This window comes from Streptococcus mitis, assembly GCF_047463435.1.
In the GTDB taxonomy this organism is placed as follows: domain Bacteria; phylum Bacillota; class Bacilli; order Lactobacillales; family Streptococcaceae; genus Streptococcus; species Streptococcus mitis_DS.
In genome coordinates this window covers 116,196-142,383 of sequence record NZ_JASHDW010000001.1, presented here as the reverse complement: position 1 = coordinate 142,383, position 26,188 = coordinate 116,196, and the positions used below count along the sequence as shown (strand labels likewise).

Below are 26,188 nucleotides of genomic sequence, written 5' to 3'. Positions count from 1 at the left end.
ACGTGGTTTGAATTTGATTTTCGAAGAGTATAAAAACAAGATAAGGAATTAAAATGAGTATTTTAGAAGTTAAAAATTTGAGTCACGGTTTTGGTGACCGTGCAATTTTTGAAGATGTTTCCTTCCGTCTTCTCAAAGGAGAACATATCGGTCTGGTCGGTGCTAATGGTGAAGGAAAATCAACTTTTATGAGCATCGTGACTGGTAAGATGTTGCCAGATGAAGGGAAGGTTGAGTGGTCCAAATATGTGACTGCTGGTTACTTGGATCAGCACTCCGTCCTTGCTGAAGGGCAGTCGGTACGTGATGTTCTCCGTACAGCCTTTGATGAGCTTTTCAAAGCGGAAGTCCGTATCAATGACCTTTATATGGAAATGGCTGAAGATGGAGCGGATGTTGATGCTCTCATGGAAGAAGTGGGAGAACTCCAAGACCGTTTGGAGAGTCGTGATTTCTATACCTTGGATGCTAAAATTGACGAAGTAGCGCGTGCCCTTGGTGTTATGGACTTTGGCATGGATACAGATGTAACCTCTTTGTCAGGTGGGCAAAGAACCAAGGTACTTTTGGCTAAACTCCTCCTTGAAAAGCCTGATATCTTGCTGTTGGACGAGCCGACCAACTACTTGGATGCTGAGCATATTGATTGGCTCAAGCGCTATCTCCAAAACTATGAGAATGCCTTTGTCCTTATTTCGCATGATATTCCTTTCCTCAATGATGTTATCAATATCGTATATCATGTGGAAAATCAACAGCTGACGCGTTACTCTGGTGACTACTACCAGTTCCAAGAAGTCTATGCCATGAAGAAATCTCAGCTAGAGGCTGCCTACGAACGTCAGCAGAAAGAGATTGCGGACCTCAAGGACTTCGTGGCTCGAAACAAAGCGCGTGTTGCAACACGAAACATGGCCATGTCTCGCCAAAAGAAATTGGATAAGATGGATATTATCGAGTTGCAAAGTGAGAAACCAAAGCCATCCTTTGATTTCAAACCGGCTCGTACGCCAGGGCGCTTTATCTTCCAAGCCAAGGATTTGCAAATTGGTTATGATCGTCCTCTGACAAAGCCTTTAAATCTTACCTTTGAACGCAATCAAAAGGTTGCTATTATCGGGGCAAATGGTATCGGGAAAACAACTCTCTTGAAGAGTCTCTTGGGAATTATCCCGCCAATCGCTGGGGAAGTGGAACGTGGTGACTACCTAGAACTCGGTTATTTTGAACAGGAAGTAGAAGGCGGTAATCGCCAAACACCACTAGAGGCTGTTTGGAATGCCTTTCCTGCACTTAACCAAGCAGAAGTTCGTGCAGCCCTTGCTCGTTGTGGTTTGACAACTAAGCATATCGAAAGCCAAATTCAGGTCTTGTCAGGTGGGGAACAAGCAAAAGTGCGTTTCTGTCTCTTGATGAATCGTGAAAACAACGTTTTAGTGCTGGACGAGCCAACCAACCACTTGGATGTGGATGCCAAGGATGAACTCAAACGTGCTCTTAAAGAATACAAGGGATCTATCCTTATGGTCTGCCACGAACCAGACTTCTATGAAGGCTGGATGGATCAAATCTGGGATTTTAATAATTTAACTTAAGAATGAGAGTAAAAGAAATACAGTACCGAATGTGGGTACTGTATTTTTTGTTTTTTAAGATTTAAAATCGTAGTCTTTCACCACTTCGATGCTGTCGATTGTGATAGCAGTAGTTGGCTTGTCTTTTTCATCTTTTTCGGCTTTAGCAATTTTATCTACAACATCCATACCGTCAATCACTTGACCAAAGACTGGGTGCTTGCCATCTAGACTAGGATTTCCACCTTCTTTGTAGGCTTCGATGATTTTCTTTGGATACTTGCTTGTAGGGAGTTTAGCAGAGGTATCTGTAGAGTTTTGGTTGATGAAGAATTGGCTACCATTGGTGTTTGGTTGACCAGTATTAGCCATAGAAAGAGCACCACGGATGTTATAGAGATAAGGAGTAATCTCGTTTTTGAAACCAGTTCCCTTGTCTTTAGTCTTATCCTTGTCATGCCAGATGGACTGACCACCTGTACCGTCCCCTTTTGGATCTCCAGTTTGGACCATAAAACCATCGATGACACGGTGGAAGGTAATACCGTTATAGTAGCCTTCTTTAGCATGAGTGAGGAAGTTTTCAACCGCTAGAGGAGCGAGTTTAGGGAAGAGTTTGATACGGATATCTCCTTGACTTGTGTGGAGAATCACTTCAGCTTCATCTTCAGCAACTTCTTTAGATAGTTGTGGGAAATTGGCGTTTTCGTTTGTTAAAGCATCGTTTAACTCCTTGGCAGATTGGGCAGCTGCTTTGGAACTTTCTTCAGCAGCTAAGCTAGAATCTACATAGTCATCACCACGCAAACTACGTTGGATGTTGTTACATCCAGCTAGAGCTACAGTGGATAGTAAAAGAAGGGTTGCTAGTTTTTTCATTCTATTCCTCTCAAAAATTCATTTCTACCATTGTACCCTAAAAGGAAGTGGATTTCAAATGTTAGTGACAAGGTAGTTTAAGAGGAAGCCAACCAGAAAGTCGCTTGCTTAGAGGCATCAATGCCATAAGTGTACTCAAAGTATTTAGGGAACCAGATCTTAAGAAAGCTCGTAAAGCATCACAATTAGTAAAGGTTAATTCGAAAGAATTACTATATTTTAAAAGAGCACATTTTCAAAGGATTTTTTCTTTTGCCTTCAATTCCTAATTAATCAATGAACTTAATACTAGGTCTCGAAAAGAATTATGCTTCCTCTTTCTGTCTGAGTTCAAAGAGGTCTTCTACTTTCAGATTAAAAACTTGAGCAATTTTAAGAGCCATTTCCAGCGAAGGATTGTAACGATTATTTTCCAAGTGCAGAATTGTCTCGCGTCGCATGCCGATGCGGTCGGCTAACTCCTGCTGGGTCATGCCTGTGGACTCACGAACAGATTTGAGATTAGTAATAATCTTGCTTTCTTTGGCCATGCTTATCCTCTACGTTCCAAGATAAAATAGACAACCGCAAAGATGCAAATCAAGACAGCTATGCTAATAAATATCTGTCCCATGTAAAGAGTGAGAGACCCCATATACCCAATGATAACTGCTAGAATCATCAGTGCGCCTAGTATAAAAACAAACATCAAGCTAGCTGCCTTTGCTAAATTAGCATAAAAGCGTTCGTCCGGAGTTTCCTTGATATTTTTTAAAGAGAAAAAAGCAAATCCAATCACTTCAATAACGAGGATAATTCCCAAAATCCATTCTTTAATACCAGAACTTACGCTAGGGGTCTCAACCCAAATTCCTACTGTATAAAAAATGCTTGCTGCAAACACAAGTATCGTGTAAAGCTTAGCAGACAAGTCAAAAATAATCTTTCCCTTACCTTTCTGACTCTTATGTAGCCAGCTACAAATAGCTACAATTTGACCTGACACTGAAATACCAGTAATAACTAACTTGGGTCCCCAACTAAGATTAGAACCAAATAAAACAATAAAATCAATAAAGAGAGCTACGGCAATCATTGCAATGAGGCCACGCATTTTTTGACTTTTTTTCATGATAGACTCCTTTTTTGTGTTATAAATATATAACATTTAAATGTTATGTTATAAATATATCACACTTGAATTTAGAAAGCAAGAATTTATGTGTCAAGGTGGCAATTATTTGAAAAAATTTTTTAATAAAAGCCCTTGATAGTCAAATAACTAAAGAATTCTTTGAAGCAATGCATCGGATTTGGTTTGGATAGTTTCGTTAATAATATTTGATGATAAAGAATTTTTGAAAAATCTAGATACTGTATGAATCTTTACTTTTTTCTTAGACTGTTATAAAGTCTGTCAGAATAAGTTTTGTAGGTGTAGAAGTTAATTTTTACAGAACTAAATTATTTCCTTATTTAGAATCTATTACTTTATATTTTATAAATAATTAGTAGATATCGTTCTTAAAATCCTTGATATTTCGTTTGGGAACGGGCTTGGGATGTAGAAGCTAAGCATCCAAATTTCGTTCAGGCGATATGAAGGGTTTGAGTTGATGGTCTTTATAAAATGTTTCTAATACTCTTCGAAAATTAAATTCAAACTACGTCAGCTTTGCCTTGCCGTAGATATATGTAACTGACTTCGTCAGTCTTATCTACAACCTCAAAGCAGTGCTTTGAGCAACCTGCGGCTAGCTTCCTAGTTTGCTCTTTGATTTTCATTGAGTATAAAATAGTATTCACGTATAGCTTCTTTCAAACATTTATTTCTTACTTCTAACAAATTTCTAAATGGTTTAAGAATTTTATAGTCTGTCAAGTTTTTTTCTTGACACCTGTTAGAAATCTGCTATAATAGAACATGTGCTAAATAGCTCAGCTATTTCACCGAAATAAAAAATAAGAAAAGAGACTTTAAAAATGGCAGTTAAAATCCGTTTGACTCGTATGGGTTCTAAGAAAAAACCTTTCTACCGTATCAACGTAGCAGATTCACGTTCACCACGTGACGGACGTTTCATCGAAACAGTTGGAACATACAACCCACTTGTTGCTGAAAACCAAGTAACTTTGAAAGAAGACCGCGTTCTTGCATGGTTGGCTGATGGAGCTCAACCTTCAGATACAGTTCGCAACATTCTTTCAAAAGAAGGTGTATTGAAGAAATTCCACGATTCTAAATTCTCAAAATAAGTTTAAAGTAGGTTGACAGATGGATACGATTGAAAATCTCATTATTGCAATTGTGAAACCCTTGATTTCACAACCAGATGTCTTAACTATCAAGATTGAAGATACACCAGAATTTTTGGAATATCATTTGGATCTTGATCAAAGCGATGTGGGTCGTGTAATCGGTCGTAAGGGTCGCACTATTTCTGCGATAAGAACGATTGTCTACTCTGTCCCAACTGAAGACAAAAAAGTAAGAATCGTTATTGATGAAAAATAAGAAGGGCGGGACGAATGTCTCGCTTTTTTTGCAAGGAGCAGGATATGAAGGATTTAACGTTTAAACAATTACAAGACTAGTTATAGTCAATGAAAATCAAAGAGCAAACTAGGAAGCTAGCCGCAGGCTGTGCTGGAGTACGGCAAGGTGAAGCTGACGTAGTTTGAATTTGATTTTCGAAGAGTATTACTCGAACATTACCAGTAGTCTCGAACTGAGGAATGTCTCTTTATGAAGTTAGTGGAGAAAGTCGGATAAGTGGCCGAAGTTTTGAATGGTCGCTCTGGTCGAAAAGAAGGAGTTCAAGATTCGAACGAGGAACTAGCAAAAGAACTGGCTGATGTCATTCACTACACCGTCGCAATAGCAGCCATCAAGTACCAACATGAACGTGATTTGGAAGACTTTTTGAAGGGGGACATTTAAGACGATAAGAAATGATTTTTTACTAATAAAGAAGGTATTAGTAAATATAAGAAAGATAAAGCAAGGAAAATGGTGGATTATGCTATCAAAGTAAGGAATCTCCAAGAGGCAGATAAGTTAGAACTTGTGAGACAAGAACGAGAAAAGCAGATCAGACTTGCTGAATCCTTTTTAGTCAATGAACTAGATAAAAGGTGATAGAAGGCATAAAATACTAATCCTAGAAATAGCATATAGGATTCTACTATGCTACAATGGAAAGATAGTCTCAAAGAATTCTAGTCAATCAATCTTGAGAATAGCTATTTTTAAAAGGAGTAACAGTCTATGAACGAGAAAATAAAAGCTTACCTAGCAGCCTTATCCTTTTCAGCCATCATTGGTTTTTCTTTTTTATTTACTAAGATTACTTTAGGCTATGCCAGTCCTCTCACAAACTTAGCACATCGCTATACAATCGCAGCTTTGGTATTGATCGTCCTTCATCAAACCAAACTTATCAAAGTGAGTTTAAGTAGAAGAGATATTCTGTCTATTCTTCCTATGAGTCTTTTCTATCCACTCCTCTTTTTTATTTTTCAATCCTTTGCTCTACAGTATATATCGTCTTCTGAAGCTGGAATTTTACAGGCTCTTGTCCCTATTTTTACGCTCCTTTTAGCATCGGTCTTTCTCAAGGAAAAGACAAGCTTGCTGCAAAAGTTCTTTTTATTTTTATCCGTAGCAGGAGTAGTTTTCATCTTCCTTAACAAAGGAGCTAACTTTGGTACTGAGACTGCTAGCTTTGGCTTTCTCTTGATGTTGGGATCTGTTCTCGCCAATGCAATAAACAATATTCTCAGCAAGTCCACAGGAGGTCGCTATCGGGCCATGGATATGACAGCTGTTGTGATATTTGTTGGCTTCGTCACCTTTAATACGCTGAGTCTGACCTCGCACTATCTAGATGGCAACATATTAGCCTACGTTGCACCTCTCGGACAGCTTCCTTATCTGTTTTCCATTCTTTATTTGGGAATTTTAGCCTCTATCGTTACTGGTAGTCTCTCTATCTATGCTATTGTTCGACTTGGAGCATCAACCGTCAGTGTCTTTGGAAATCTTGGAACAGTTTTGACTATTGTAGCCGGAGCTCTTATCCTCCACGAACCAATTTATAGCTACCATATGATCGGAGCAACTTTGATTATTGCTGGAATTTTAGGCATGAATCTGATGAGAAAAAAGTAAAGATTGTTTAGCAGTCTTTTTCTTAATCTAAATGATACAGAAAATTCAAAATTTTTAATGGACTTAAGTTTAGAAAACGATGATTTTAATATAGCATGATAAAATAGATAAAAAGAATGACACTAGGATAAAGAGGAGAGAGTGTAATAATGAAGCAAAATGATATAGCTGAAGTTATTGCTTTTTATAACAGAAAACCTGAGACTTTGGTACGTCACATTATACCAGTTTTAGATTGTGACTTGGCTGTTTATCATCGCCCTGGAAGCTCAAGTAAAGGACACATTATTTTTTATCATGGAGCTTGTGGCCGTAGTCAGATGTGGGCCCACCAGTATGATGCTTTTGATGAATTTGACCTTTACTTTGTCAATGTTAGAGGACAGGGTGAATCACCTATGAAAGTTGGTTTACCTGACTTAGAAGGTGCTGTTCAAGATGTAGATGCTATTTTGTCCTATTTCCAGTTGGATAAGGTGATATTGGTTGGTCATTCTTGGGGAGGGAATCCACTTCAAGAGTACACCTATCGTCATCCAAATCGAGTTCTAGCCTTGGTCATGGTAGATAGTTGGGGACAGCATCGTTACCTATCAGATAAAGAGAGAAATCGCATAAAATATAGTTCCCTTATGTATAAAACGATTCCTTGGAAGTTGATTGCAGATAAGAACTCAAAAATGTGTACAGATAATCCTATCACAAGAGAATTAGTCAAGACGGCCATTATAGAAACTGGGAGAGATGTTTTTTTGAACCTTGGAATCACAGGTTTCTTAGCTGTCCATGAGATAGAAGGTTATCAAGGAAATCCTCCTATGCTATTAGTAAGAGGCGAAAATGATTTTCCCAAACACCTAAAAATGATCTACGATGGTATCATTGCCTTAAATCCCAATGCGCGTCAAGTAACGATTTCAGATAGTAAACACCAACCGATGAATGATCATCCTGAAGAGTTTAATCAGATAATTGGTGAATTCTTTGAAGAAGTAGTAGCTCTGTAAGATGAGATTTATCCAACTTGAGAAAATCCCTGGAACGTGATAAAATAAAGGATAGAAATAGATACAGGAGACAAGATGAACTACTTTAATGTTGGGAAAATCGTCAATACGCAAGGGTTGCAGGGTGAGATGCGAGTCTTGTCTGTGACAGATTTTGCAGAAGAACGTTTTAAAAAAGGTACTGAGCTGGCCTTGTTTGATGAAAAAGATCAGTTTGTCCAAACAGTGACCATCGCTAGCCACCGTAAACAGAAGAACTTTGACATTATTAAATTCAAAGATATGTACCATATCAACGCTATCGAAAAGTATAAGGGATATAGTCTCAAGGTTGCTGAGAAAGATTTAAACGATTTAGATGATGGTGAATTCTATTATCACGAGATTATCGGTTTAGAAGTCTATGAGGGTGATAACTTGATTGGAACCATCAAAGAAATCCTGCAACCAGGTGCTAACGATGTCTGGGTGGTCAAGCGAAAAGGCAAGCGTGATTTGCTCTTGCCTTATATCCCACCAGTGATTCTCAATGTTGATATTCCAAATAACCGCGTCGATGTGGAAATCTTAGAAGGGTTAGACGATGAAGATTGATATTTTAACCCTTTTTCCAGAGATGTTTTCTCCGCTAGAGCACTCAATCGTTGGAAAGGCTCGAGAAAAGGGGCTCTTGGATATCCAGTATCATAATTTTCGAGAAAATGCTGAAAAGGCCCGCCATGTCGACGATGAGCCCTACGGAGGCGGTCAGGGGATGTTGCTCCGAGCCCAACCCATTTTCGATGCCTTTGATGCTATTGAAAAGAAAAATCCGCGCGTCATTCTCCTCGATCCTGCTGGAAAGCAGTTTGATCAGGCTTATGCTGAGGATTTGGCTCAAGAGGAAGAGTTAATCTTTATCTGTGGGCACTATGAGGGTTATGATGAGCGTATTAAGACCTTGGTGACAGATGAGGTTTCTCTGGGAGACTATGTACTGACTGGTGGTGAGTTGGCAGCTATGACCATGATTGATGCTACGGTACGCCTGATTCCAGAAGTGATTGGCAAGGAGTCTAGCCACCAAGATGATAGTTTTTCTTCTGGGCTTCTCGAATATCCTCAGTACACACGTCCCTACGATTATCGAGGTATGGTTGTGCCAGATGTACTGATGAGTGGACACCATGAAAAGATTCGTCAGTGGCGCCTGTATGAGAGTTTAAAGAAAACCTATGAACGCAGACCGGATTTGCTTGAACATTATCAACTGACAGCAGAAGAAGAAAAAATGCTGGCAGAAATTAAAGAAAACAAAGAATAAAGGAGATACCTATGCAAGTAATCAAACGTGATGGAGAAATTGCTGAATTTAATCCAGATAAGATTTACCAAGCTATCTTAAAAGCAGCCCAGACTGTCTATGTATTGACAGATGATTTACGTCAAAACCTTGCACAAGTCACTAAGAAAGTGGTTTTGGATTTGGAAGAGGCCAAGGTGGAGCGTGCGACCATCAGCATGATTCAGTCTTTGGTTGAACATCGTTTACTGGGTGCAGGTTACATTACCATTGCAGAACACTACATTTCCTATCGTCTACAACGTGACTTGGAAAGAAGTGGTTATGGAGATCACATCGCCGTTCATTTACATTTTGAACAAGTTCGCTAAGAAAAAAGAGTGGGATGCAGTAACTACATCTCACTCTTTCTTAAATCTATTTTTTTGGGCTGTTTGGACAGTTGAAGGGACAAATCGCAGGCGCTGAATATCGCTTATGCGGATAATACGGGTCACATTTTTGGCAAAATTTTTCACGATAATTTGCTGGCGTTGCTGATCGTATTTGATGATGTCACCTGTAAAACTTGTCTCAGACAAGATAAGGTGAACAGCGGTTTGTTTCTGGATAGCCTCTTCAATAGTGGCTGTAAGGGAGTTGCTTTCAGTCTGGTCTGATTGGTCATGTCCATTTAAAAAGTCATGTATTTTATCTAGAACTTGCTGGAATTTATGTCTCATAGTGGCCTCCCTTCTTTTATATCAATATTATATAAAATTTTCCTAAAATCTACAAGATTTTACGAATAAACTAATGAAAGCTAAAAAAGGAGAAGAAAATGGCAGAATTTACATTTGAAATCGAAGAGCACTTGTTGACTCTTTCTGAAAACGAAAAAGGTTGGACTAAGGAAATCAACCGTGTGAGCTTTAATGGTGCCCCTGCAAAGTTTGATATTCGTGCTTGGAGTCCAGATCATACTAAAATGGGCAAAGGGATTACTCTCTCTAATGAAGAATTTCAAACGATGGTGGATGCCTTTAAAGGTAACTAAGTTTTCAAAATGAAAGAAAAGGATATTGAGTCATTACAACTCGATATCCTTTTTTAGTTAGCAAAGTAAGCTTGATTTTTAAGGCGTTGAAGTAATGGACGGCTAATAAAACTAATAGCAATAATTTTACCAAGGTCTGGAATGATAAAGGGAATGACCCCCACAACAAGAGCTTTTTCAAATGCCATTCCAGCAAGAAAATGTAAGCTGAGAATCCCGCCGACAAAGACAAGGGCATCACCCAAGAGGTTTGCAAGAAAAATCTTGACAACACTACTCTTGCTGTTGGTTAGAGAGGATGTAAGTCCAGAATAAACAAGATAAAACCAAAGATAGCCTGCAGTAGGACCAACTAAAGCCTGAAAACCAGCTCCACCTCCTGCAAAAACAGGAAGACCGATAGCACCTAGAAGAAGATAGAGTCCAACAGAAAGTACAGCCTCTCTTGGTCTAAAGACAGTTGCAATCAAGCCGATTGCAAAGTTTTGCAGAGTGAAGGGAACAGGTCCAATTGGAAGACTGATTTGTGCCAAAACAGCAATGAGAGCAGCTCCAATAGCAGGGATAGCATAAATATGAGCTTTTTTCAAAATAGTTAACCTCTTTTCTGATGTATAGTAACTATTATACTCGTAGAGTAATTATTGTCAACCAATTTTTTAAAACAAGGTAACAAAAACTGTAACGGCCGATTTTGCTTATTGGTTAAGTTGTTTTCATCGATTCGAAAACATCAAAAAAGAAGCAGATACATTTGTATCAGCTTCTTTTATTTCGATTAACGCATAGTTACAAATTCTTCAGATGCAGTTGGGTGAATCGCCACAGTTGCATCAAAGTCTGCCTTGGTTGCTCCCATTTTGATAGCAACGGCAAATCCTTGAATCATTTCATCAACACCATAGCCAATTCCATGAAGTCCGACAACTTTTTCTTCTGAACCTGCTGTGATCAATTTGAAACGTGTTTCTTGACGGTTGTCAGTGCAAGCAGAGTACATAGACGTAAAGCTTGATTTGTAAACCTTGATTTGGTCTTGACCGTATTCTTTAATAGCTTGCTCTTCTGTCAAACCAACCGTTCCGATAGCAGGGTGTGAAAAGACAACAGTTGGAATAGTTGAGTAATCCATTTTTGCAGTTGTTTTGCCGTTAAAGAGACGTTCAGACAAAGTACGTCCAGCCTTGATAGCAACTGGAGTTAGTTCTTTTTCGCCTGTTACATCACCTAAAGCGTAGATTCCCTCAACAACAGTATTTTGGTATTCATCCACTTGGATAAAGCCACGTTCGTTCAGAGTTACTCCAGCTTTTTCAAGTTGCAAGCCCTTAACGTTTGGACGGCGACCAGTAGCCCAGATAACTTGGCTAGCTGTGTGACTAGTACCATCTTCGAAATGAATGGTAATGCCCTCAGCAGTTTTTTCTAACTTGGCAGGGACTTTGTGAGTATGAAGTGGTAAGTTTGTTCTTTCCATTTCCTTGACCAAACCTTCAACGATGTAAGAATCAAAACCACGTAAAGGACGATCACGACGAACAAAGAGGTCTGTCTTGACACCAAAAGTGTGGAGTACGCCAGCCAATTCAACGGCAATATAACCAGCGCCTAGAATAGCAACTGACTCTGGCAATTCTTCCCAAGCAAATACATCATCAGAAGAGCCACCTAGCTCAGCACCAGGAATATTTGGAATACTTGGATGGGCACCAGTAGCAATCACGATATGTTTAGCACGAATGAGTTCACCATTTACGCTGACAGTATGAGAATCTACAAATTCAGCATGTCCTTCAATCAAGTCTACACCGTTGCGTTTAAAACTGCCATCATAAGAAGAACGAGCGCGATCAATGTAAGCTTCACGATTGCGACGTAGGGTTGCAAAGTCAAAGTTAAGATCAGTAGTTTTAAAACCGTAGTCTTCTCCAAATTGATGGAAAGTCTCAGCAATTTGTGCTCCGTACCACATGATTTTCTTAGGAACACAACCGACGTTGACACAGGTTCCACCTAATTTCTTTTCCTCAATAACGGCAGCTTTGGCTCCATGTTCACCAGCACGATTCATGGTAGCAATTCCTCCGCTACCTCCACCGATAGCAATGATATCATATTCTCTCATTGAAAACTCCTTTGTACTCTTTTAAATAGTAGAGTGTCATTTTTTGATAGTCATATTCTATCTTTTTTTTGATGTGATTGCAAAAATCTGCTACGTTCAAAAAAATTAAAGAAAAGGCTTGCAAAAAAGAAAAATAAAGTGTATTATATAACTAGTACAATAGAGATAAAAATTTCCGAACAATAAGTGAATCCTGAAATGTCATTATTTCGTTCTGAATTGTTATTGTTTGTATTTGGTAATTTTTGTATAATATTGTTAAGGACTTTAAATCAAAAAAGGAGTTTCATTATGAAAAAGAATCGTAAGGCTAAAAAGTGGCAATTGTATGCAGCAATCGGTGCTGCAAGTGTTGTTGTATTGGGGGCTGGGGGCATTTTGCTTTTTAGACAACCTTCTCAGACCGCTGTAAAAGATGAGGCTACTCATCTGGTTGTTGCTAAAGAAGGAAGCGTTGCATCCTCTGTTTTATTATCAGGGACAGTAACGGCAAAAAATGAACAATATGTTTATTTTGATGCTAGTAAGGGAGATTTAGATGAAATCCTTGTTTCTGTGGGGGATAAGGTTAGTGAAGGGCAGGCTTTAGTCAAGTACAGTAGTTCAGAAGCCCAGGCGGCCTATGATTCAGCTAGTCGAGCAGTTGCGAAGGCAGATCGTCATATCAATGAACTCAATCAAGCACGGAATGAAGCCGCTTCAGCTCCGGCTCCACAGTTGCCAACACCAGCAGGAGTCGAAGGAGCTGCGGCACAAACTCCAGCTCCAGTCGCAGGAAATTCAGTATCCTCTATTGATGCTCAATTGGGTGATGCCCGTGATGCCCGTGCAGATGCAGCGGCACAATTAAGCAAGGCTCAAAGTCAGTTGGATGCAATGACGGTTCTCAGTACCCTAGAGGGAACTGTGGTCGAAGTCAACCGTAATGTTTCTAAATCTCCAACTGGAGCTAGCCAGGTGGTAGTTCATGTCGTTAGCAATGAAAACTTGCAAGTTAAGGGGGAACTATCTGAATATAACCTTGCCAACCTCTCTGTAGGACAAGAAGTAACCTTTACTTCTAAAGTTTACCAAGATAAGAGCTGGACTGGTAAGATTAGCTACATTTCTGACTACCCTAAAAACAATGGTGAAGCGGCAAGTGCAGCTACTGCCGCAGCAGGTGGTAATTCTGGTTCTAAATATCCATATACTATCGATGTTACAAGTGAAATCGGTGATTTGAAACAAGGATTCTCAGTAAGTGTTGAGGTCAAGAATAAGAGTAAAGCCATTTTGGTTCCTCTAACAAGTATTGTGACTGAAAATGATAAGAACTATGTCTGGGTGCTTGACGAGCAGAAAAAGGCTAAGAAAGTGGAAGTTGGTTTGGGAAATGCTGATGCAGACAACCAAGAAATCACTTCAGGTCTGACAAATGGAGTCAAGGTCATCAGTAACCCAACGTCTTCTCTAGAGGAAGGAAAAGAGGTGAAGGCTGATGAAGCAACTAATTAGTCTAAAAAATATCTGCAGAAGCTACCGTAACGGTGACCAAGAACTGCAGGTTCTCAAAAATATCAACCTAGAAGTGAATGAGGGTGAATTTGTTGCCATCATGGGACCATCTGGTTCGGGTAAGTCTACTCTCATGAATACGATTGGTATGTTGGATACACCAACCAGTGGAGAATATTATCTTGAAGGCCAAGAAGTAGCTGGACTCGGTGAAAAACAACTAGCCAAGGTCCGCAATCAACAAATCGGTTTTGTCTTTCAGCAGTTTTTTCTTCTATCTAAACTTAACGCTCTGCAAAACGTAGAATTGCCCTTGATTTACGCGGGAGTTTCGGCTTCAAAACGTCGCAAGTTAGCTGAGGAGTATTTAGATAAGGTTGAATTGACAGAACGTAGTCATCATTTGCCTTCGGAATTATCTGGTGGTCAAAAGCAACGTGTAGCTATCGCGCGTGCCTTGGTAAACAATCCTTCTATTATCCTAGCGGACGAACCGACAGGAGCCTTGGATACCAAAACAGGTAACCAAATCATGCAACTATTGGTTGAACTAAATAAAGAAGGAAAAACTATTATCATGGTAACGCATGAGCCTGAAATCGCTACTTATGCCAAACGCCAGATTGTCATTCGAGATGGAGTTATTTCGTCTGACAGTGCGCAGTTAGAAAAGGAGGAAAACTAAGATGCAGAATCTGAAATTTGCCTTTTCATCTATCATGGCACATAAGATGCGCTCTTTTCTTACTATGATTGGGATTATCATTGGTGTTTCATCAGTTGTTGTGATTATGGCTCTGGGGGATTCCATGTCTCGTCAGGTCAATAAAAACATGACCAAGTCACAGAAGAATATTCATGTCTTTTTCTCGCCTATTAAAAGTAAAGACGGTTCTTTTACCCAAAAACAATCGGCTTTGACAGTTTCTGGGAAAGAAGAGGAAGTTCCTGTTGAACCACCAAAACCACAAGAGTCTTGGGTCAGGGAGGCGGCTAAACTGAAGGGGGTAGATAGTTACTATGTAACCAACTCAACGAATACCACCTTATCTTATAAAGATAAAAAAGTGGAGCGCGCTAGCTTGACGGGTGGGAATATTACCTATATGAAGGCGGTTGAAAATGAAATTGTTGCAGGCCGAAGTCTTATAGCTCAGGATTATAAAGATGTGGCCAGTGTCATTTTACTAGACCAAGAACTTGCTAATAGTCTGTTTGGATCTGCTCAAGAAGCTGTTAACCAGGTTATAGATGTTGGTGGCTTTAGCTATCGTGTCATTGGTGTCTATACCAGCGATGAGGCCAAGACTGCCAAGACTTTTGGTATTGGTGGACTTCCGATTACGACTAATATTTCTCTTGCCAACAACTTCAATATGGATGAGATTTCTGATATTGTCTTCCGGGTTAATGATACCAGTTTGACACCAACTGTGGGACCAGAATTAGCTAGAAAATTGACCGAAATTGCTGGTATTCAGCAAGGGGAGTATCAGGTGGCAGATGCGACTGCAGCCTTCCAAGAAGTACAACAATTGTTCGGCTTTATAACTACGATTATTAGTGCCATTGCAGGTATTTCCCTCTTTGTTGGAGGAACTGGTGTTATGAATATCATGCTGGTTTCGGTGACAGAGCGTACCCGTGAGATTGGTCTCCGTAAGGCTTTGGGTGCAACTCGTGCCAATATTTTAATCCAGTTTTTGATTGAATCCATGATTTTGACCTTGTTAGGTGGATTAATTGGCTTGACAATTGCAAGTGGTTTAACTGCCTTAGCAGGTTTGCTATTGCAAGGCTTGATTGCGGGTATAGAAGTTGGAGTATCAATCCCAGTTGCCCTATTTAGTCTTGCAGTTTCGGCTAGTGTGGGTATCGTTTTTGGAGTCTTGCCAGCCAACAAGGCATCGAAACTTGATCCAATTGAAGCCCTTCGTTATGAATAAGATTAACAAGATGGACGCTTGTCTATCTTGTTTTTGTATGGATTTCCCTATCGAAAATCATTAAAAATGTGATATAATGAAGTGTTAGAAAAACAGGTTTCATTTGCCTGGAAAGGAAAAATTATGTCTGAAAAGAATTTTTATATTACAACGCCGATTTACTATCCATCTGGTAAACTGCATATCGGATCTGCCTATACAACCATCGCTTGTGATGTCCTAGCACGTTACAAACGCCTGATGGGCTACGATGTCTTTTATTTGACAGGTCTTGATGAGCATGGTCAAAAGATTCAACAAAAAGCAGAAGAAGCTGGAATCACCCCTCAAGCCTATGTTGATGGGATGGCAGTTGGAGTCAAAGAACTCTGGCAATTACTAGATATCTCATACGATAAATTTATCCGTACAACGGATAACTACCATGAAAAAGTAGTGGCTCAAGTCTTTGAGCGCTTGCTTGCTCAAGATGATATTTACTTGGGTGAATACTCTGGTTGGTATTCAGTTTCAGATGAGGAATTCTTTACAGAAAGCCAGCTTGCGGAAGTGTTCCGTGATGAAGCTGGAAATGTAACTGGCGGTATTGCTCCATCAGGTCACGAGGTTGAATGGGTATCTGAAGAATCATATTTCCTTCGCCTTAGCAAATACCAAGATCGTTTGGTCGAATTTTTCAAGTCCCATCCTGAATTTATCACTCCAGATGGTCGTCTGAATGAAATGCTTCGCAACTTCATCGAGCCAGGTTTGGAAGATTTGGCTGTTTCTCGTACAACCTTTACATGGGGTGTGCCAGTGCCATCTAATCCAAAACACGTTGTCTATGTTTGGATTGATGCCCTTCTTAACTATGCTACAGCTCTTGGCTACGGTCAAGATGAACATGGTAACTTTGACAAATTCTGGAATGGAACAGTCTTCCACATGGTAGGAAAAGACATCCTTCGTTTCCACTCAATCTACTGGCCAATCCTTCTTATGATGTTAGATATCAAATTGCCAGATCGTTTGATTGCTCACGGTTGGTTCGTCATGAAAGACGGCAAAATGTCTAAATCTAAAGGGAATGTCGTTTACCCTGAAATGTTGGTAGAACGTTATGGTCTAGATCCACTTCGTTACTACCTCATGCGTAGCCTTCCAGTTGGTTCAGACGGAACCTTCACTCCTGAAGACTATGTAGGCCGTATCAACTACGAATTGGCCAATGACCTTGGAAACCTCCTCAACCGTACGGTTTCTATGATTAATAAGTACTTTGACGGGCAAGTCCCTGCCTATGTAGAAGGTGTAACAGAGTTTGACCATGCTCTTGCTGACGTTGCAGAACAATCAATCGCTGACTACCACACCTACATGGAAGCAGTTGACTACCCACGTGCACTTGAAGCAGTCTGGACCCTTATCTCTCGTACTAACAAATACATAGACGAGACAGCTCCATGGGTATTGGCAAAGGATGAAGCACTACGCGATCAATTGGCAAGTGTTATGAGTCACTTGGCAGCTAGCCTTCGTGTCGTAGCTCACTTGATTGAACCATTTATGATGGAAACCAGTCGTGCAGTTTTGACTCAACTTGGTTTAGCAGAAGTTGCTAGCCTTGAGAACTTGAACTTGGCTGACTTCCCAGCAGATGTGACTGTAGTTGCCAAAGGAACACCAATCTTCCCACGTCTGGATATGGAAGAAGAAATCGCCTATATCAAGGAACAAATGGAAGGCAATAAACCAGCAGTCGAAAAAGAGTGGAATCCAGACGAAGTTGAACTCAAACTAAACAAGGAAGAAATCAAGTTTGAAGACTTTGACAAGGTCGAAATCCGTGTCGCAGAAGTCAAAGAAGTGTCTAAAGTAGAAGGTTCAGATAAGTTGCTTCAATTCCGCTTGGATGCTGGTGATGGTGAAGATCGTCAAATCCTCTCAGGAATTGCAAAATACTATCCAAACGAACAAGAATTGGTCGGCAAGAAAGTTCAAATCGTTGCCAACCTCAAACCACGCAAGATGATGAAGAAATATGTCAGCCAAGGGATGATTCTCTCAGCTGAACATGATGGACAATTAACCCTTCTCACAGTTGATCCAGCTGTACCAAACGGAAGTGTGATTGGGTAAAAATAGACAGGACTAGTTCATGCTAGTTCTGTTTTTTTATTTAACTATTATGCTTTACAAACTAGTGTGGAAGTGGTATATTATAGATGAAGCTACTAGTAGGTATTACAAAATAGATAGAAGGGGGAAAGGATGAAGGAAACTCAACTATTAAAAGGTGTTCTTGAAGGTTGTGTCTTGGATATGATTGGTCAAAAAGAGCGATATGGTTATGAGTTGGTTCAGACTTTACGAGAGGCTGGATTTGATACTATCGTTCCAGGAACTATTTATCCTTTGTTGCAAAAGTTAGAAAAAAATCAATGGATTAGAGGCGACATGCGTCCGTCGCCAGATGGTCCAGATCGGAAGTATTTTTCGTTAACCAAAGAAGGAGAAGAGCGTGTCTCGGTCTTTTGGCAACAATGGGACGATTTGAGTCAAAAAGTAGAAGGGATTAAGAATGGGGGTTAAACCATGAAGAAAATGAAGTATTATGAAGAAACAAGCGCTTTGCTACATGAGTTTTCTGAGGAGAATCAGCAGTATTTTGAGGAACTGTGGGATAGTTTTAATCTTGCTGGATTTCTCTATGATGAGGACTATCTCAGAGAGCAGATTTATTTGATGATGTTAGATTTCTCAGAAGCAGAACGAGATGGCATGAGTGCAGAGGATTATTTAGGTAAGAATCCTAAAACAATAATGAAAGAGATGCTCAAGGAAGCACCACACAGTTCTATCAAGGAGTCCCTTTTGACGCCAATTCTTGTCCTAGCGGTATTACGTTATTATCAACTACTAAGTGATTTTTCTAAAGGTCCTCTCTTAACAGTCAATTTGCTTACTTTTTTAGGGCAACTTCTTCTTTTTCTGATTGGATTTGCTCTTGTGGCCACAATCTTACGTTGGGACTTAGTCCAAGATTCTCCTAAAATGAAAATTGGAACTTATATTGTCGTTGGGAGTATAGTTCTTCTGGTTGTTCTAGGATATGTAGGAATGGCAAGATTCATACAAGAAGGAGCTTTTTATCTTCCGGCTCCCTGGGATAGTTTATCTATCTTTACACTTTCTCTAGTCATCAGTATTTGGAATTGGAAAGAAGATTTTTTTCGTCCCTTTAACAGTATGATTGTTGCCCATCTTATTGTAGGTTCTCTGCTCCGTTACTATGAGTGGATGGGCATTTCAAATGTTTTTCTTACAAAAGTTATTCCTTTAGCTGTCCTCTTTATTGGAATCTTTGTCTTGTTCCGTGGGTTTAAAAAAATAAAATGGAGTGAAATATAGTCAAAAAGCCGTTGTAAAGCGGTTTTTTGTTATAATGAAGGGAAGAATGGTAGAGATTAAAGGAGAAAAATTTGATGAGATACATAACTCTTGGTCAAGATGACAAAGAATTATCAGAAATTGTTCTCGGAATGATGAGAATAGAAGATAAGTCTGTAAAAGAAGTTGAAGAGCTTGTAGAGACAGCACTTTCTGTTGGAATCAATGCTTTCGACTTGGCTGATATATATGGTCGTGGTCGTTGTGAAGAACTGTTAGGTCTTGTCTTAAAAGATCGTCCAGATTTAAGAGAAGAGATGTGGATTCAGTCAAAATGTGGAATTCACATTGAAGAATTTACCTATTTTGATTTTTCTAAGGACTATATTATAAAATCAGTAGACGGTATTTTGCAAAGATTGAAGATTGATCATCTAGATAGCTTGCTTCTTCATCGACCAGATGCTTTGATGGAATCTGACCAAGTAGCAGAAGCCTTTGATCTCCTTTATAAACAAGGTAAGGTTCGAGATTTTGGAGTTTCTAATCAAAATCCTATGATGATGGAATTGCTTAAAAAAGATGTCAAGCAGCCGTTAGCTGTTAATCAGTTGCAATTGAGTGCGGCTTTTACTCCAGGATTCGAATCAGGTTTTCATGTTAATATGGAAGATAGTCAAGCAGCTATTCGAGATGGCAGCATTTTTGAATATTGCAAATTACACGATGTGGTCATTCAAGCATGGTCTGTCTTACAATTTGGCTATTTTAAAGGGAATTTTGTTGGAAATGAGAAATTTCAAGCTTTAAATCAAGTACTTGATCGTTTAGCTTTTAAATATGGAGTAACCCCTTCAACTATTGCTATTTCTTGGATATTGCGTTATCCAGCAAAAATGCAGGCAGTCGTAGGTACAACAAATCCAAAGCATTTGGTAGAAGCTAGCCAAGCGACAAACTTTAGTTTAACAAGAAAAGAATGGTATGAAATTTATCTTGCTGCAGGGAATAATTTGCCGTAGGTAGAAGCAGATGTAAATAAATCACAGTCAAAAAGCCGTTTTAAAGCGGTTTTTTTGTTATAATGAAGTGAAGATTTATCGATATAAAAGGAGAAAATCATGACATTTGAAGAAATTCTGCCTGGATTAAAGGCTAAGAAAAAATATGTACGAACTGGTTGGGGAGGTGCTGAAAACTACGTCCAACTTTTTGACACCATTGAACAAAACGGGGTTGCACTTGAAGTGACACCTTATTTCCTGATCAACGTTTCCGGGGAGGGAGAAGGTTTTTCCATGTGGAGCCCGACACCTTGTGATGTTTTGGCGACGGATTGGGTAGAAGTGCATGACTAAACGTGTACTCATTACAGGAGTGAGTTCAGGAATTGGCCTGGCTCAGGCTCGTCTTTTTTTAGAGAAGGATTATCAAGTTTATGGAGTTGACCAAGGTGAAGATCCACTCTTAGAGGGTGATTTCCACTTTTTACAGAGAGATTTGACCTTGGACTTAGAGCCTATTTTTGACTGGTGTCCTCAGGTTGATGTTTTGTGCAATACTGCGGGAATTTTGGACGATTATAAACCACTTTTGGAACAGACAGCGCAGGACATTCAAGAGATTTTTGAAATTAACTACGTGACTCCTGTTGAGTTGACTCGCTATTATTTGACTCAAATGTTGGAGAATAAAAAAGGATCCATTATCAATATGTGTTCCATTGCTTCAAATCTAGCAGGAGGTGGTGGTCACGCCTATACTTCATCTAAACATGCCTTGGCTGGATTTACCAAGCAGTTGGCTCTAGACTATGCTGAAGCTGGGATTCAGGTCTTTGGTATCGCTCCAGGAGCAGTCAAGACAGCTATGACCGCTTCGGACTTTGAACCAGGTGGTTTAGCGGACTGGGTGGCGAGTGAAACACCAATAAAACGCTGGATTGGGCCAGAAGAAGTGGCAGAAGTCAGTCTCTTTTTGGCCAGTGGAAAGGCATCTGCCATGCAGGGACAAATTTTGACAATAGATGGTGGCTGGTCTTTGAAGTAGGGAGAATAAAGTTAAGAAAAAGGAGCAACCTATGACACCTCAAGAAATGTGGAATGCATATAAGAAAATCAACCCCTCGATTGGAGATGCGATAGATGCTTGGGCTTTTGGAGTGGAAGCTGATTTGTTGGCGGATTTGGTTTTAAAAGGAGAAAAGTCAGCAACCGCCTCAGTCTATGACCTTTACGCACTAGAAGCCGAACCCCTTCCTCAAGAAGGAACTTTTGATGTCATTTTAGATAGTCAAAATCAGGCTGTCTGTATTGTTGAAATTACAAAGGTTTCTGTCCAGCCCTTCAATCAAGTTTCTGCTCAACATGCCTACAAGGAAGGGGAAGGTGACAAATCCCTAGCCTATTGGCGTCAGGTTCATGAGGATTGTTTCGCCGAGTGGCTGAAAGAAGCAGGACTGACTTTTACACCTGAAAGCAAGGTTGTTTTAGAAGAATTTAGCAAGGTCTACCCACTGTAGACTATTAGAAGGAAGAAAGTTTGGAAAATCACCGTCCAATCCTTTTTTCTCAAGTAAAACATGATATAATAAGTTTGTTTGAAGAAGAGTAGCAGCTCTTAAACTTAGAATAGGAGAAAACTATGCAAGCAGTTGAACATTTTATTAAGCAATTTGTTCCTGAACACTATGATTTATTTTTAGACTTGAGTCGTGAGACCAAGACATTTTCTGGGAAGGTGACCATTACTGGTCAAGCACAGAGTGACCGTATTTCCCTGCACCAAAAAGACTTGGAAATCTCTTCTGTAGAAGTTGCAGGTCAAGCTCGTCCATTTACAGTTGATCACGAAAATGAAGCCCTTCATATCGAATTGGCTGAGGCTGGTCAAGTTGAAGTGGTTCTTGCCTTTTCAGGAAAAATCACGGATAACATGACAGGGATTTACCCATCTTACTACACAGTTGATGGGGTGAAGAAGGAAGTCTTGTCAACTCAGTTCGAGAGCCATTTTGCGCGTGAAGCCTTCCCATGTGTGGATGAGCCAGAAGCCAAAGCAACTTTTGACCTTTCTCTACGTTTTGACCAAGCAGAAGGTGAATTGGCCTTGTCAAACATGCCGGAGATAGATGTTGAAAACCGTAAGGAAACGGGTATCTGGAAGTTTGAGACAACACCTCGCATGTCTTCTTACTTGTTAGCCTTTGTAGCAGGTGATTTGCAAGGAGTAACCGCTAAAACTAAAAACGGTACCCTCGTTGGTGTCTACTCAACCAAAGCCCACCCACTATCTAACCTTGATTTCTCACTAGATATTGCCGTTCGATCAATCGAATTTTACGAAGATTACTACGGAGTTAAGTATCCAATTCCTCAATCTCTCCATATCGCCCTTCCTGACTTCTCAGCTGGAGCCATGGAAAACTGGGGTCTTGTAACCTACCGTGAAGTGTACTTGGTTGTAGATGAGAACTCAACATTTGCTAGCCGTCAACAAGTTGCCCTTGTTGTGGCACATGAATTGGCTCACCAATGGTTTGGTAACCTGGTAACTATGAAATGGTGGGATGACCTTTGGCTCAATGAAAGCTTCGCCAACATGATGGAGTACGTCTGTGTGGATGCTATTGAACCAAGCTGGAATATCTTTGAAGATTTCCAAACAGGTGGTGTTCCGTCTGCCTTGAAACGTGATGCGACTGATGGTGTTCAATCTGTTCACGTCGAAGTGAAACATCCAGATGAAATCAATACGCTCTTTGACGGAGCTATCGTCTATGCCAAAGGAAGTCGCCTTATGCATATGCTTCGTCGTTGGCTAGGTGATACCGATTTTGCCAAAGGTTTGCATGCCTACTTTGAAAAACATCAATACAGCAATACAATTGGTCGTGACCTTTGGGATGCTCTTGGTCAAGCGTCTGGACGTGATGTTGCAGCCTTCATGGATTCTTGGTTGGAACAACCTGGTTATCCAGTTCTCACTGTCAAAGTTGAAAATGATGTCTTGAAGATCTCACAAAAACAATTCTTTATCGGTGAGCACGAAGACAAGAACCGTCTCTGGGTTGTGCCACTAAACAGCAATTGGAAAGGCTTGCCTGATACACTCGAAACTGAAAGCATCGAAATCCCTGGCTATGCAGCCCTTCTTGCTGAAAACAAAACAGCACTTCGTCTCAACACTGAAAATACAGCCCACTACATTACCGACTATCAAGGAGATTTGTTGGATGCAGTTCTTGCTGACCTAGTTGAGCTTGATAACACAAGTAAACTGCAAATCGTCCAAGAACGTCGCTTGCTTGCTGAAGCAGGGCACATTTCTTATGCAGACTTGCTTCCAGTCCTTGATAAACTCGCTAAAGAAGAATCTTACCTTGTCGTTTCAGCTGTTTCTCAAGTAATTTCTGCCCTTGAGCGCTTTATCGATGAAGGAACAGAAGCTGAAAGAGCCTTCAAAGCCTTGGTTGCTAAATTGGCTCGTCATAATTATGACCGTCTTGGTTTTGAAGCTAAAGATGGCGAATCAGATGAGGATGAATTGGTTCGTCAGTTGGCCATTTCTATGATGATTCGCTCAAATGATGCAGAAGCTAGTCAAGCCGCTAGCCAAATCTTCGCAGCACACAAGGAGAATCTTGCAGGACTCCCAGCAGCTATTCGTTCACAAGTTCTCATCAATGAGATGAAACATCATGAGACTAAAGACTTGTTAGCACTTTATCTTGATACTTATACGCACGCAACAGATGCTGTCTTTAAACGTCAGTTGGCAGCAGCTCTTGCCTACAGTAAAGATGCGGACAATATCCAAACCTTGATTACTTCTTGGAAGGACAAATTTGTGGTCAAACCACAAGACTTGTCTGCTTGGTACTTCCAGTTCTTAAGCCATCAAGCAACTCAGGAAACAGCATGGTCTTGGGCTCGTGAAAATTGGGCTTGGATTAAGGCAGCTCTTGGTGGAGATATGAGCTTTGATAGCTTTGTTATCCTTCCTGCTCACGTATTTAAGACTCAGCAACGCTTGGCAGAGTACAAGGAATTCTTTGAACCGCAACTTTCTGACCTTGCTCTTAGCCGTAATATCGGTATGGGAATCAAGGAAATTGCAGCGCGTGTTGACTTGATTAACCGTGAAAAAACTGCAGTGGAAGCAGTCGTTCTTCAATACGGAAACGCATAAATAAGCCTAAAATAAAAAGAAAACTCAGCTATCTCATGTAAAATGTAGAGAGTTGAGTTTTTTTTAAGGCAAATTTGGTATAATGGTTTTAATAAGGAGGAGTTTCTCATGATAAAAATCTTATTAGTTGAGGATGACCTAGGCCTGTCAAATTCAGTATTTGACTTTTTAGACGATTTTGCGGATGTCATGCAGGTTTTTGATGGAGAAGAAGGTCTCTACGAAGCTGAGAGTGGCGTCTATGACTTGATTTTGCTCGATTTGATGTTACCTGAAAAAAATGGCTTCCAAGTATTGAAAGAATTGCGTGAAAAGGGAATTACGACACCAGTTCTGATCATGACTGCCAAGGAAAGTTTGGATGACAAGGGACATGGATTTGAATTGGGAGCGGATGATTATCTGACCAAACCTTTCTACCTAGAAGAACTCAAAATGCGGATTCAAGCCCTTCTCAAACGTTCAGGTAAATTTAATGAAAACACCTTGACATATGGAAATATTGTAGTTAATTTGTCAACCAATACCGTTAAGGTTGAAGATACTTCTGTCGAATTGTTGGGGAAAGAGTTCGATTTACTGGTTTATTTCCTTCAAAATCAAAATGTTATTTTGCCTAAGACTCAGATTTTTGATCGTCTATGGGGATTTGATAGTGACACAACGATTTCAGTTGTCGAAGTCTATGTTTCAAAAGTCCGTAAGAAATTAAAAGGAACCACTTTTGCAGAGAATTTGCAAACCTTGCGCAGTGTTGGGTATATTTTAAAAGATGTTCAGTAAACTAAAAAAAACATGGTATGCGGATGACTTTAGTTACTTTATTCGTAACTTTGGTGTCTTCACTCTGATTTTCTCCACCATGACCTTGATTATTTTACAGGTCATGCACTCGAGTCTCTATACTTCGGTTGACGATACGCTACATGGTTTGAGTAATAATCCTCAGGCAGTTATTCAGCTGGCAGTAAATAGGGCAACAGAAGAGATTAAAGACTTAGAGAATGCTGCCACAGATACTAGCAAGACTGATGTAAAACCCAATGTCAGTTCCAATACAGAGGTTATTCTTTTTGATAAGAATTTTACCCAACTCCTTTCTGGAAATCGATTTTTGGGATTGGATAAGATTAAGTTAGAAAAGAAAGAACTAGGTCATATCTATCAGATTCAGGTTCTTAATAGCTATGGACAGGAAGAAATCTATCGCATGATTTTGATGGAAACGAATATTAGTTCGGTTTCAACCAATATCAAGTATGCTGCTGTCTTGATAAATACCAGTCAGTTGGAGCAGGCCAGTCAAAAGCATGAGCAATTGATTGTGGTTGTAATGGCAAGTTTCTGGATTCTGTCTTTGCTTGCCAGTCTCTATCTAGCTAGGGTCAGTGTTCGTCCTCTGCTTGAGAGCATGCAGAAGCAACAGTCCTTTGTGGAAAATGCCAGTCATGAGTTACGAACCCCACTTGCAGTTTTGCAAAATCGTTTAGAGACCCTTTTCCGTAAGCCAGAAGCTACCATTATGGATGTGAGCGAAAGTATTGCTTCGAGTTTGGAAGAAGTTCGAAACATGAGGTTTTTGACGACAAACTTGTTGAATTTAGCTCGGAGAGATGATGGGATTAAGCCGGAACTTGCAGAAGTTCCAACCAGTTTTTTCAATACGACTTTCACAAACTATGAGATGATTGCTTCGGAAAATGATCGTGTCTTCCGTTTTGAAAATCGGATCCATCGAACGATTGTCACAGATCAACTTCTTTTGAAACAACTGATGACCATCTTATTTGATAATGCTATCAAATATACTGAGGAGGATGGTGAAATTGATTTTATGATTTCAGCGACTGATCGTAATCTTTATTTGCTAGTTTCCGACAATGGAGTCGGTATTTCAGCAGAAGATAAGAAGAAAATTTTTGACCGTTTTTATCGAGTGGACAAGGCTAGAACCCGTCAAAAAGGTGGTTTTGGTTTAGGGTTATCTCTGGCCAAGCAAATTGTAGATGCCTTAAAAGGAACCATTACTGTTAAAGATAATAAACCAAAGGGAACAATCTTTGAAGTGAAGATTGCCATCCACACACCATCTAAAAAGAAAAAATAAAAATATCGCTCCAGACGGGGCGA

At 39.9% G+C, this 26,188-nt stretch carries 28 protein-coding genes and 2 pseudogenes; 24 read left to right on the top strand and 6 right to left on the bottom strand.

Translation table 11 applies throughout. The features are described 5' to 3' along the window. The first annotated feature begins 53 nt into the window (after positions 1-53). Positions 54-1,595 (top strand): ABC-F family ATP-binding cassette domain-containing protein, encoded by a 1,542-nt coding sequence (locus QM843_RS00740; RefSeq protein ID WP_000025383.1) that lies wholly within the window; start codon positions 54-56, stop codon positions 1,593-1,595. A 54-nt stretch (positions 1,596-1,649) separates the two neighbouring features. Here the strand turns inward: QM843_RS00740 and QM843_RS00735 are convergent, their stop codons facing one another. The 3 genes from QM843_RS00735 to QM843_RS00725 all read right to left on the bottom strand — a co-directional run bounded on the left by QM843_RS00735 (position 1,650) and on the right by QM843_RS00725 (position 3,564). Continuing rightward, entirely contained in the window at positions 1,650-2,453 is an 804-nt protein-coding gene (locus tag QM843_RS00735) for a peptidylprolyl isomerase (protein WP_084862389.1), read from the bottom strand. 305 nt (positions 2,454-2,758) lie between these two features. Further along, positions 2,759-2,983 carry a helix-turn-helix transcriptional regulator gene (locus QM843_RS00730; protein ID WP_001041099.1) on the bottom strand — a complete coding sequence of 75 codons (225 nt, stop codon included), beginning with the start codon at positions 2,981-2,983 and terminating at the stop codon, positions 2,759-2,761. Positions 2,984-2,985: 2 nt separating this feature from the next. After that, positions 2,986-3,564, bottom strand: coding sequence for a hypothetical protein (locus tag QM843_RS00725; protein ID WP_414304273.1), 579 nt, complete (start codon positions 3,562-3,564; stop codon positions 2,986-2,988). An 851-nt stretch (positions 3,565-4,415) separates the two neighbouring features. Here QM843_RS00725 and rpsP point away from each other — a divergent pair. The 9 genes and pseudogenes from rpsP to QM843_RS00685 all read left to right on the top strand — a co-directional run bounded on the left by rpsP (position 4,416) and on the right by QM843_RS00685 (position 9,263). Continuing rightward, entirely contained in the window at positions 4,416-4,688 is a 273-nt protein-coding gene (rpsP, locus tag QM843_RS00720) for a 30S ribosomal protein S16 (protein ID WP_000268760.1), read from the top strand. A 19-nt stretch (positions 4,689-4,707) separates the two neighbouring features. Further along, complete coding sequence (kphA, locus tag QM843_RS00715) at positions 4,708-4,947, top strand: RNA-binding protein KphA (RefSeq protein WP_261019211.1); 240 nt, start codon at positions 4,708-4,710, stop codon at positions 4,945-4,947. 186 nt (positions 4,948-5,133) lie between these two features. Then, positions 5,134-5,373 (top strand): annotated as a pseudogene (locus QM843_RS00710) (nucleoside triphosphate pyrophosphohydrolase family protein); the annotation flags it as partial. A 75-nt stretch (positions 5,374-5,448) separates the two neighbouring features. Next, positions 5,449-5,571: pseudogene (locus QM843_RS09865) on the top strand (putative immunity protein); the annotation flags it as partial. A gap of 129 nt (positions 5,572-5,700) precedes the next feature. Beyond that, a complete protein-coding gene (locus tag QM843_RS00705; RefSeq protein WP_414304272.1) occupies positions 5,701-6,603 on the top strand; it encodes a DMT family transporter in 903 nt (300 codons plus the stop codon). Between the two features lie 149 nt (positions 6,604-6,752). Beyond that, positions 6,753-7,610: an alpha/beta fold hydrolase gene (locus QM843_RS00700; RefSeq protein ID WP_414304271.1), complete on the top strand. Its 858-nt coding sequence runs from the start codon at positions 6,753-6,755 to the stop codon at positions 7,608-7,610. Between the two features lie 75 nt (positions 7,611-7,685). After that, the gene (gene rimM, locus QM843_RS00695; RefSeq protein ID WP_414304270.1) at positions 7,686-8,204 is read left to right on the top strand and encodes a ribosome maturation factor RimM; all 519 of its coding nucleotides are present in this window, start codon (positions 7,686-7,688) and stop codon (positions 8,202-8,204) included. Beyond that, positions 8,194-8,913, top strand: coding sequence for a tRNA (guanosine(37)-N1)-methyltransferase TrmD (trmD, locus tag QM843_RS00690; RefSeq protein WP_000686917.1), 720 nt, complete (start codon positions 8,194-8,196; stop codon positions 8,911-8,913). The genes rimM and trmD overlap by 11 nt, the downstream gene beginning before the upstream one ends. Positions 8,914-8,924: 11 nt before the next feature. Next, positions 8,925-9,263: an ATP cone domain-containing protein gene (locus QM843_RS00685; protein WP_001196039.1), complete on the top strand. Its 339-nt coding sequence runs from the start codon at positions 8,925-8,927 to the stop codon at positions 9,261-9,263. 30 nt (positions 9,264-9,293) lie between these two features. On the opposite strand, the gene QM843_RS00680 is transcribed toward QM843_RS00685, so the two are convergent. Next, positions 9,294-9,614, bottom strand: coding sequence for a hypothetical protein (locus QM843_RS00680; RefSeq protein WP_143952271.1), 321 nt, complete (start codon positions 9,612-9,614; stop codon positions 9,294-9,296). A gap of 98 nt (positions 9,615-9,712) precedes the next feature. Between QM843_RS00680 and QM843_RS00675 the strand changes: the two genes are divergently transcribed. Then, positions 9,713-9,928, top strand: a complete 216-nt coding sequence (locus QM843_RS00675) for a YdbC family protein (RefSeq protein WP_000807422.1) — start codon at positions 9,713-9,715, stop codon at positions 9,926-9,928. A gap of 53 nt (positions 9,929-9,981) precedes the next feature. Here QM843_RS00675 and QM843_RS00670 read toward each other — a convergent pair whose 3' ends face one another. Next, positions 9,982-10,518: a biotin transporter BioY gene (locus QM843_RS00670; protein WP_023946412.1), complete on the bottom strand. Its 537-nt coding sequence runs from the start codon at positions 10,516-10,518 to the stop codon at positions 9,982-9,984. Between the two features lie 188 nt (positions 10,519-10,706). Beyond that, entirely contained in the window at positions 10,707-12,053 is a 1,347-nt protein-coding gene (gene gor / locus QM843_RS00665) for a glutathione-disulfide reductase (protein WP_033686709.1), read from the bottom strand. 288 nt (positions 12,054-12,341) lie between these two features. Here gor and QM843_RS00660 point away from each other — a divergent pair, with 288 nt between their 5' ends. From QM843_RS00660 to ciaH, 13 genes are all read left to right on the top strand, one after another. Then, positions 12,342-13,550, top strand: coding sequence for an efflux RND transporter periplasmic adaptor subunit (locus QM843_RS00660; protein WP_247942148.1), 1,209 nt, complete (start codon positions 12,342-12,344; stop codon positions 13,548-13,550). Further along, complete coding sequence (locus QM843_RS00655) at positions 13,534-14,235, top strand: ABC transporter ATP-binding protein (protein ID WP_070481983.1); 702 nt, start codon at positions 13,534-13,536, stop codon at positions 14,233-14,235. The genes QM843_RS00660 and QM843_RS00655 overlap by 17 nt, the downstream gene beginning before the upstream one ends. 1 nt (position 14,236) lies before the next feature. After that, entirely contained in the window at positions 14,237-15,496 is a 1,260-nt protein-coding gene (locus tag QM843_RS00650) for an ABC transporter permease (protein ID WP_153199898.1), read from the top strand. Positions 15,497-15,619: 123 nt separating this feature from the next. Further along, positions 15,620-17,617 carry a methionine--tRNA ligase gene (metG, locus tag QM843_RS00645; RefSeq protein ID WP_153199900.1) on the top strand — a complete coding sequence of 666 codons (1,998 nt, stop codon included), beginning with the start codon at positions 15,620-15,622 and terminating at the stop codon, positions 17,615-17,617. 132 nt (positions 17,618-17,749) lie between these two features. Continuing rightward, positions 17,750-18,070, top strand: a complete 321-nt coding sequence (locus QM843_RS00640) for a PadR family transcriptional regulator (RefSeq protein WP_000665422.1) — start codon at positions 17,750-17,752, stop codon at positions 18,068-18,070. 3 nt (positions 18,071-18,073) lie between these two features. Beyond that, positions 18,074-18,889: a hypothetical protein gene (locus QM843_RS00635; protein WP_237446954.1), complete on the top strand. Its 816-nt coding sequence runs from the start codon at positions 18,074-18,076 to the stop codon at positions 18,887-18,889. A 74-nt stretch (positions 18,890-18,963) separates the two neighbouring features. Beyond that, positions 18,964-19,890 (top strand): aldo/keto reductase, encoded by a 927-nt coding sequence (locus tag QM843_RS00630; protein WP_237446953.1) that lies wholly within the window; start codon positions 18,964-18,966, stop codon positions 19,888-19,890. A gap of 99 nt (positions 19,891-19,989) precedes the next feature. After that, the gene (locus QM843_RS00625) at positions 19,990-20,226 is read left to right on the top strand and encodes a DUF2829 domain-containing protein (protein ID WP_000141913.1); all 237 of its coding nucleotides are present in this window, start codon (positions 19,990-19,992) and stop codon (positions 20,224-20,226) included. Continuing rightward, positions 20,219-20,917: a 3-oxoacyl-ACP reductase gene (locus QM843_RS00620; protein ID WP_237446952.1), complete on the top strand. Its 699-nt coding sequence runs from the start codon at positions 20,219-20,221 to the stop codon at positions 20,915-20,917. Before QM843_RS00625 ends, QM843_RS00620 begins: the two co-directional genes overlap by 8 nt. A 31-nt stretch (positions 20,918-20,948) precedes the next feature. Continuing rightward, positions 20,949-21,389, top strand: coding sequence for an ASCH domain-containing protein (locus tag QM843_RS00615; RefSeq protein WP_084924602.1), 441 nt, complete (start codon positions 20,949-20,951; stop codon positions 21,387-21,389). A gap of 122 nt (positions 21,390-21,511) precedes the next feature. Then, positions 21,512-24,058: a M1 family metallopeptidase gene (locus QM843_RS00610; RefSeq protein ID WP_414304269.1), complete on the top strand. Its 2,547-nt coding sequence runs from the start codon at positions 21,512-21,514 to the stop codon at positions 24,056-24,058. A gap of 108 nt (positions 24,059-24,166) precedes the next feature. After that, on the top strand, positions 24,167-24,841 hold the full coding sequence (gene ciaR / locus QM843_RS00605; RefSeq protein ID WP_414304268.1) for a two-component system response regulator CiaR: 675 nt from the start codon (positions 24,167-24,169) through the stop codon (positions 24,839-24,841). Beyond that, positions 24,831-26,165 carry a two-component system sensor histidine kinase CiaH gene (gene ciaH / locus QM843_RS00600; protein WP_414304267.1) on the top strand — a complete coding sequence of 445 codons (1,335 nt, stop codon included), beginning with the start codon at positions 24,831-24,833 and terminating at the stop codon, positions 26,163-26,165. The genes ciaR and ciaH overlap by 11 nt, the downstream gene beginning before the upstream one ends. Positions 26,166-26,188: the final 23 nt, after the last annotated feature.

What these genes read in the sequence shown, in the direction of transcription:
- QM843_RS00740 (WP_000025383.1), top strand. Translation starts at nt 54, where the DNA reads ATGAGTATTTTAGAAGTTAAAAATTTGAGTCACGGTTTTGGTGACCGT.
- QM843_RS00735 (WP_084862389.1), bottom strand. Translation starts at nt 2,453, where the DNA reads ATGAAAAAACTAGCAACCCTTCTTTTACTATCCACTGTAGCTCTAGCT.
- QM843_RS00730 (WP_001041099.1), bottom strand. Translation starts at nt 2,983, where the DNA reads ATGGCCAAAGAAAGCAAGATTATTACTAATCTCAAATCTGTTCGTGAG.
- QM843_RS00725 (WP_414304273.1), bottom strand. Translation starts at nt 3,564, where the DNA reads ATGAAAAAAAGTCAAAAAATGCGTGGCCTCATTGCAATGATTGCCGTA.
- rpsP (WP_000268760.1), top strand. Translation starts at nt 4,416, where the DNA reads ATGGCAGTTAAAATCCGTTTGACTCGTATGGGTTCTAAGAAAAAACCT.
- kphA (WP_261019211.1), top strand. Translation starts at nt 4,708, where the DNA reads ATGGATACGATTGAAAATCTCATTATTGCAATTGTGAAACCCTTGATT.
- QM843_RS00705 (WP_414304272.1), top strand. Translation starts at nt 5,701, where the DNA reads ATGAACGAGAAAATAAAAGCTTACCTAGCAGCCTTATCCTTTTCAGCC.
- QM843_RS00700 (WP_414304271.1), top strand. Translation starts at nt 6,753, where the DNA reads ATGAAGCAAAATGATATAGCTGAAGTTATTGCTTTTTATAACAGAAAA.
- rimM (WP_414304270.1), top strand. Translation starts at nt 7,686, where the DNA reads ATGAACTACTTTAATGTTGGGAAAATCGTCAATACGCAAGGGTTGCAG.
- trmD (WP_000686917.1), top strand. Translation starts at nt 8,194, where the DNA reads ATGAAGATTGATATTTTAACCCTTTTTCCAGAGATGTTTTCTCCGCTA.
- QM843_RS00685 (WP_001196039.1), top strand. Translation starts at nt 8,925, where the DNA reads ATGCAAGTAATCAAACGTGATGGAGAAATTGCTGAATTTAATCCAGAT.
- QM843_RS00680 (WP_143952271.1), bottom strand. Translation starts at nt 9,614, where the DNA reads ATGAGACATAAATTCCAGCAAGTTCTAGATAAAATACATGACTTTTTA.
- QM843_RS00675 (WP_000807422.1), top strand. Translation starts at nt 9,713, where the DNA reads ATGGCAGAATTTACATTTGAAATCGAAGAGCACTTGTTGACTCTTTCT.
- gor (WP_033686709.1), bottom strand. Translation starts at nt 12,053, where the DNA reads ATGAGAGAATATGATATCATTGCTATCGGTGGAGGTAGCGGAGGAATT.
- QM843_RS00655 (WP_070481983.1), top strand. Translation starts at nt 13,534, where the DNA reads ATGAAGCAACTAATTAGTCTAAAAAATATCTGCAGAAGCTACCGTAAC.
- QM843_RS00650 (WP_153199898.1), top strand. Translation starts at nt 14,237, where the DNA reads ATGCAGAATCTGAAATTTGCCTTTTCATCTATCATGGCACATAAGATG.
- metG (WP_153199900.1), top strand. Translation starts at nt 15,620, where the DNA reads ATGTCTGAAAAGAATTTTTATATTACAACGCCGATTTACTATCCATCT.
- QM843_RS00640 (WP_000665422.1), top strand. Translation starts at nt 17,750, where the DNA reads ATGAAGGAAACTCAACTATTAAAAGGTGTTCTTGAAGGTTGTGTCTTG.
- QM843_RS00635 (WP_237446954.1), top strand. Translation starts at nt 18,074, where the DNA reads ATGAAGAAAATGAAGTATTATGAAGAAACAAGCGCTTTGCTACATGAG.
- QM843_RS00630 (WP_237446953.1), top strand. Translation starts at nt 18,964, where the DNA reads ATGAGATACATAACTCTTGGTCAAGATGACAAAGAATTATCAGAAATT.
- QM843_RS00625 (WP_000141913.1), top strand. Translation starts at nt 19,990, where the DNA reads ATGACATTTGAAGAAATTCTGCCTGGATTAAAGGCTAAGAAAAAATAT.
- QM843_RS00620 (WP_237446952.1), top strand. Translation starts at nt 20,219, where the DNA reads ATGACTAAACGTGTACTCATTACAGGAGTGAGTTCAGGAATTGGCCTG.
- QM843_RS00615 (WP_084924602.1), top strand. Translation starts at nt 20,949, where the DNA reads ATGACACCTCAAGAAATGTGGAATGCATATAAGAAAATCAACCCCTCG.
- QM843_RS00610 (WP_414304269.1), top strand. Translation starts at nt 21,512, where the DNA reads ATGCAAGCAGTTGAACATTTTATTAAGCAATTTGTTCCTGAACACTAT.
- ciaR (WP_414304268.1), top strand. Translation starts at nt 24,167, where the DNA reads ATGATAAAAATCTTATTAGTTGAGGATGACCTAGGCCTGTCAAATTCA.
- ciaH (WP_414304267.1), top strand. Translation starts at nt 24,831, where the DNA reads ATGTTCAGTAAACTAAAAAAAACATGGTATGCGGATGACTTTAGTTAC.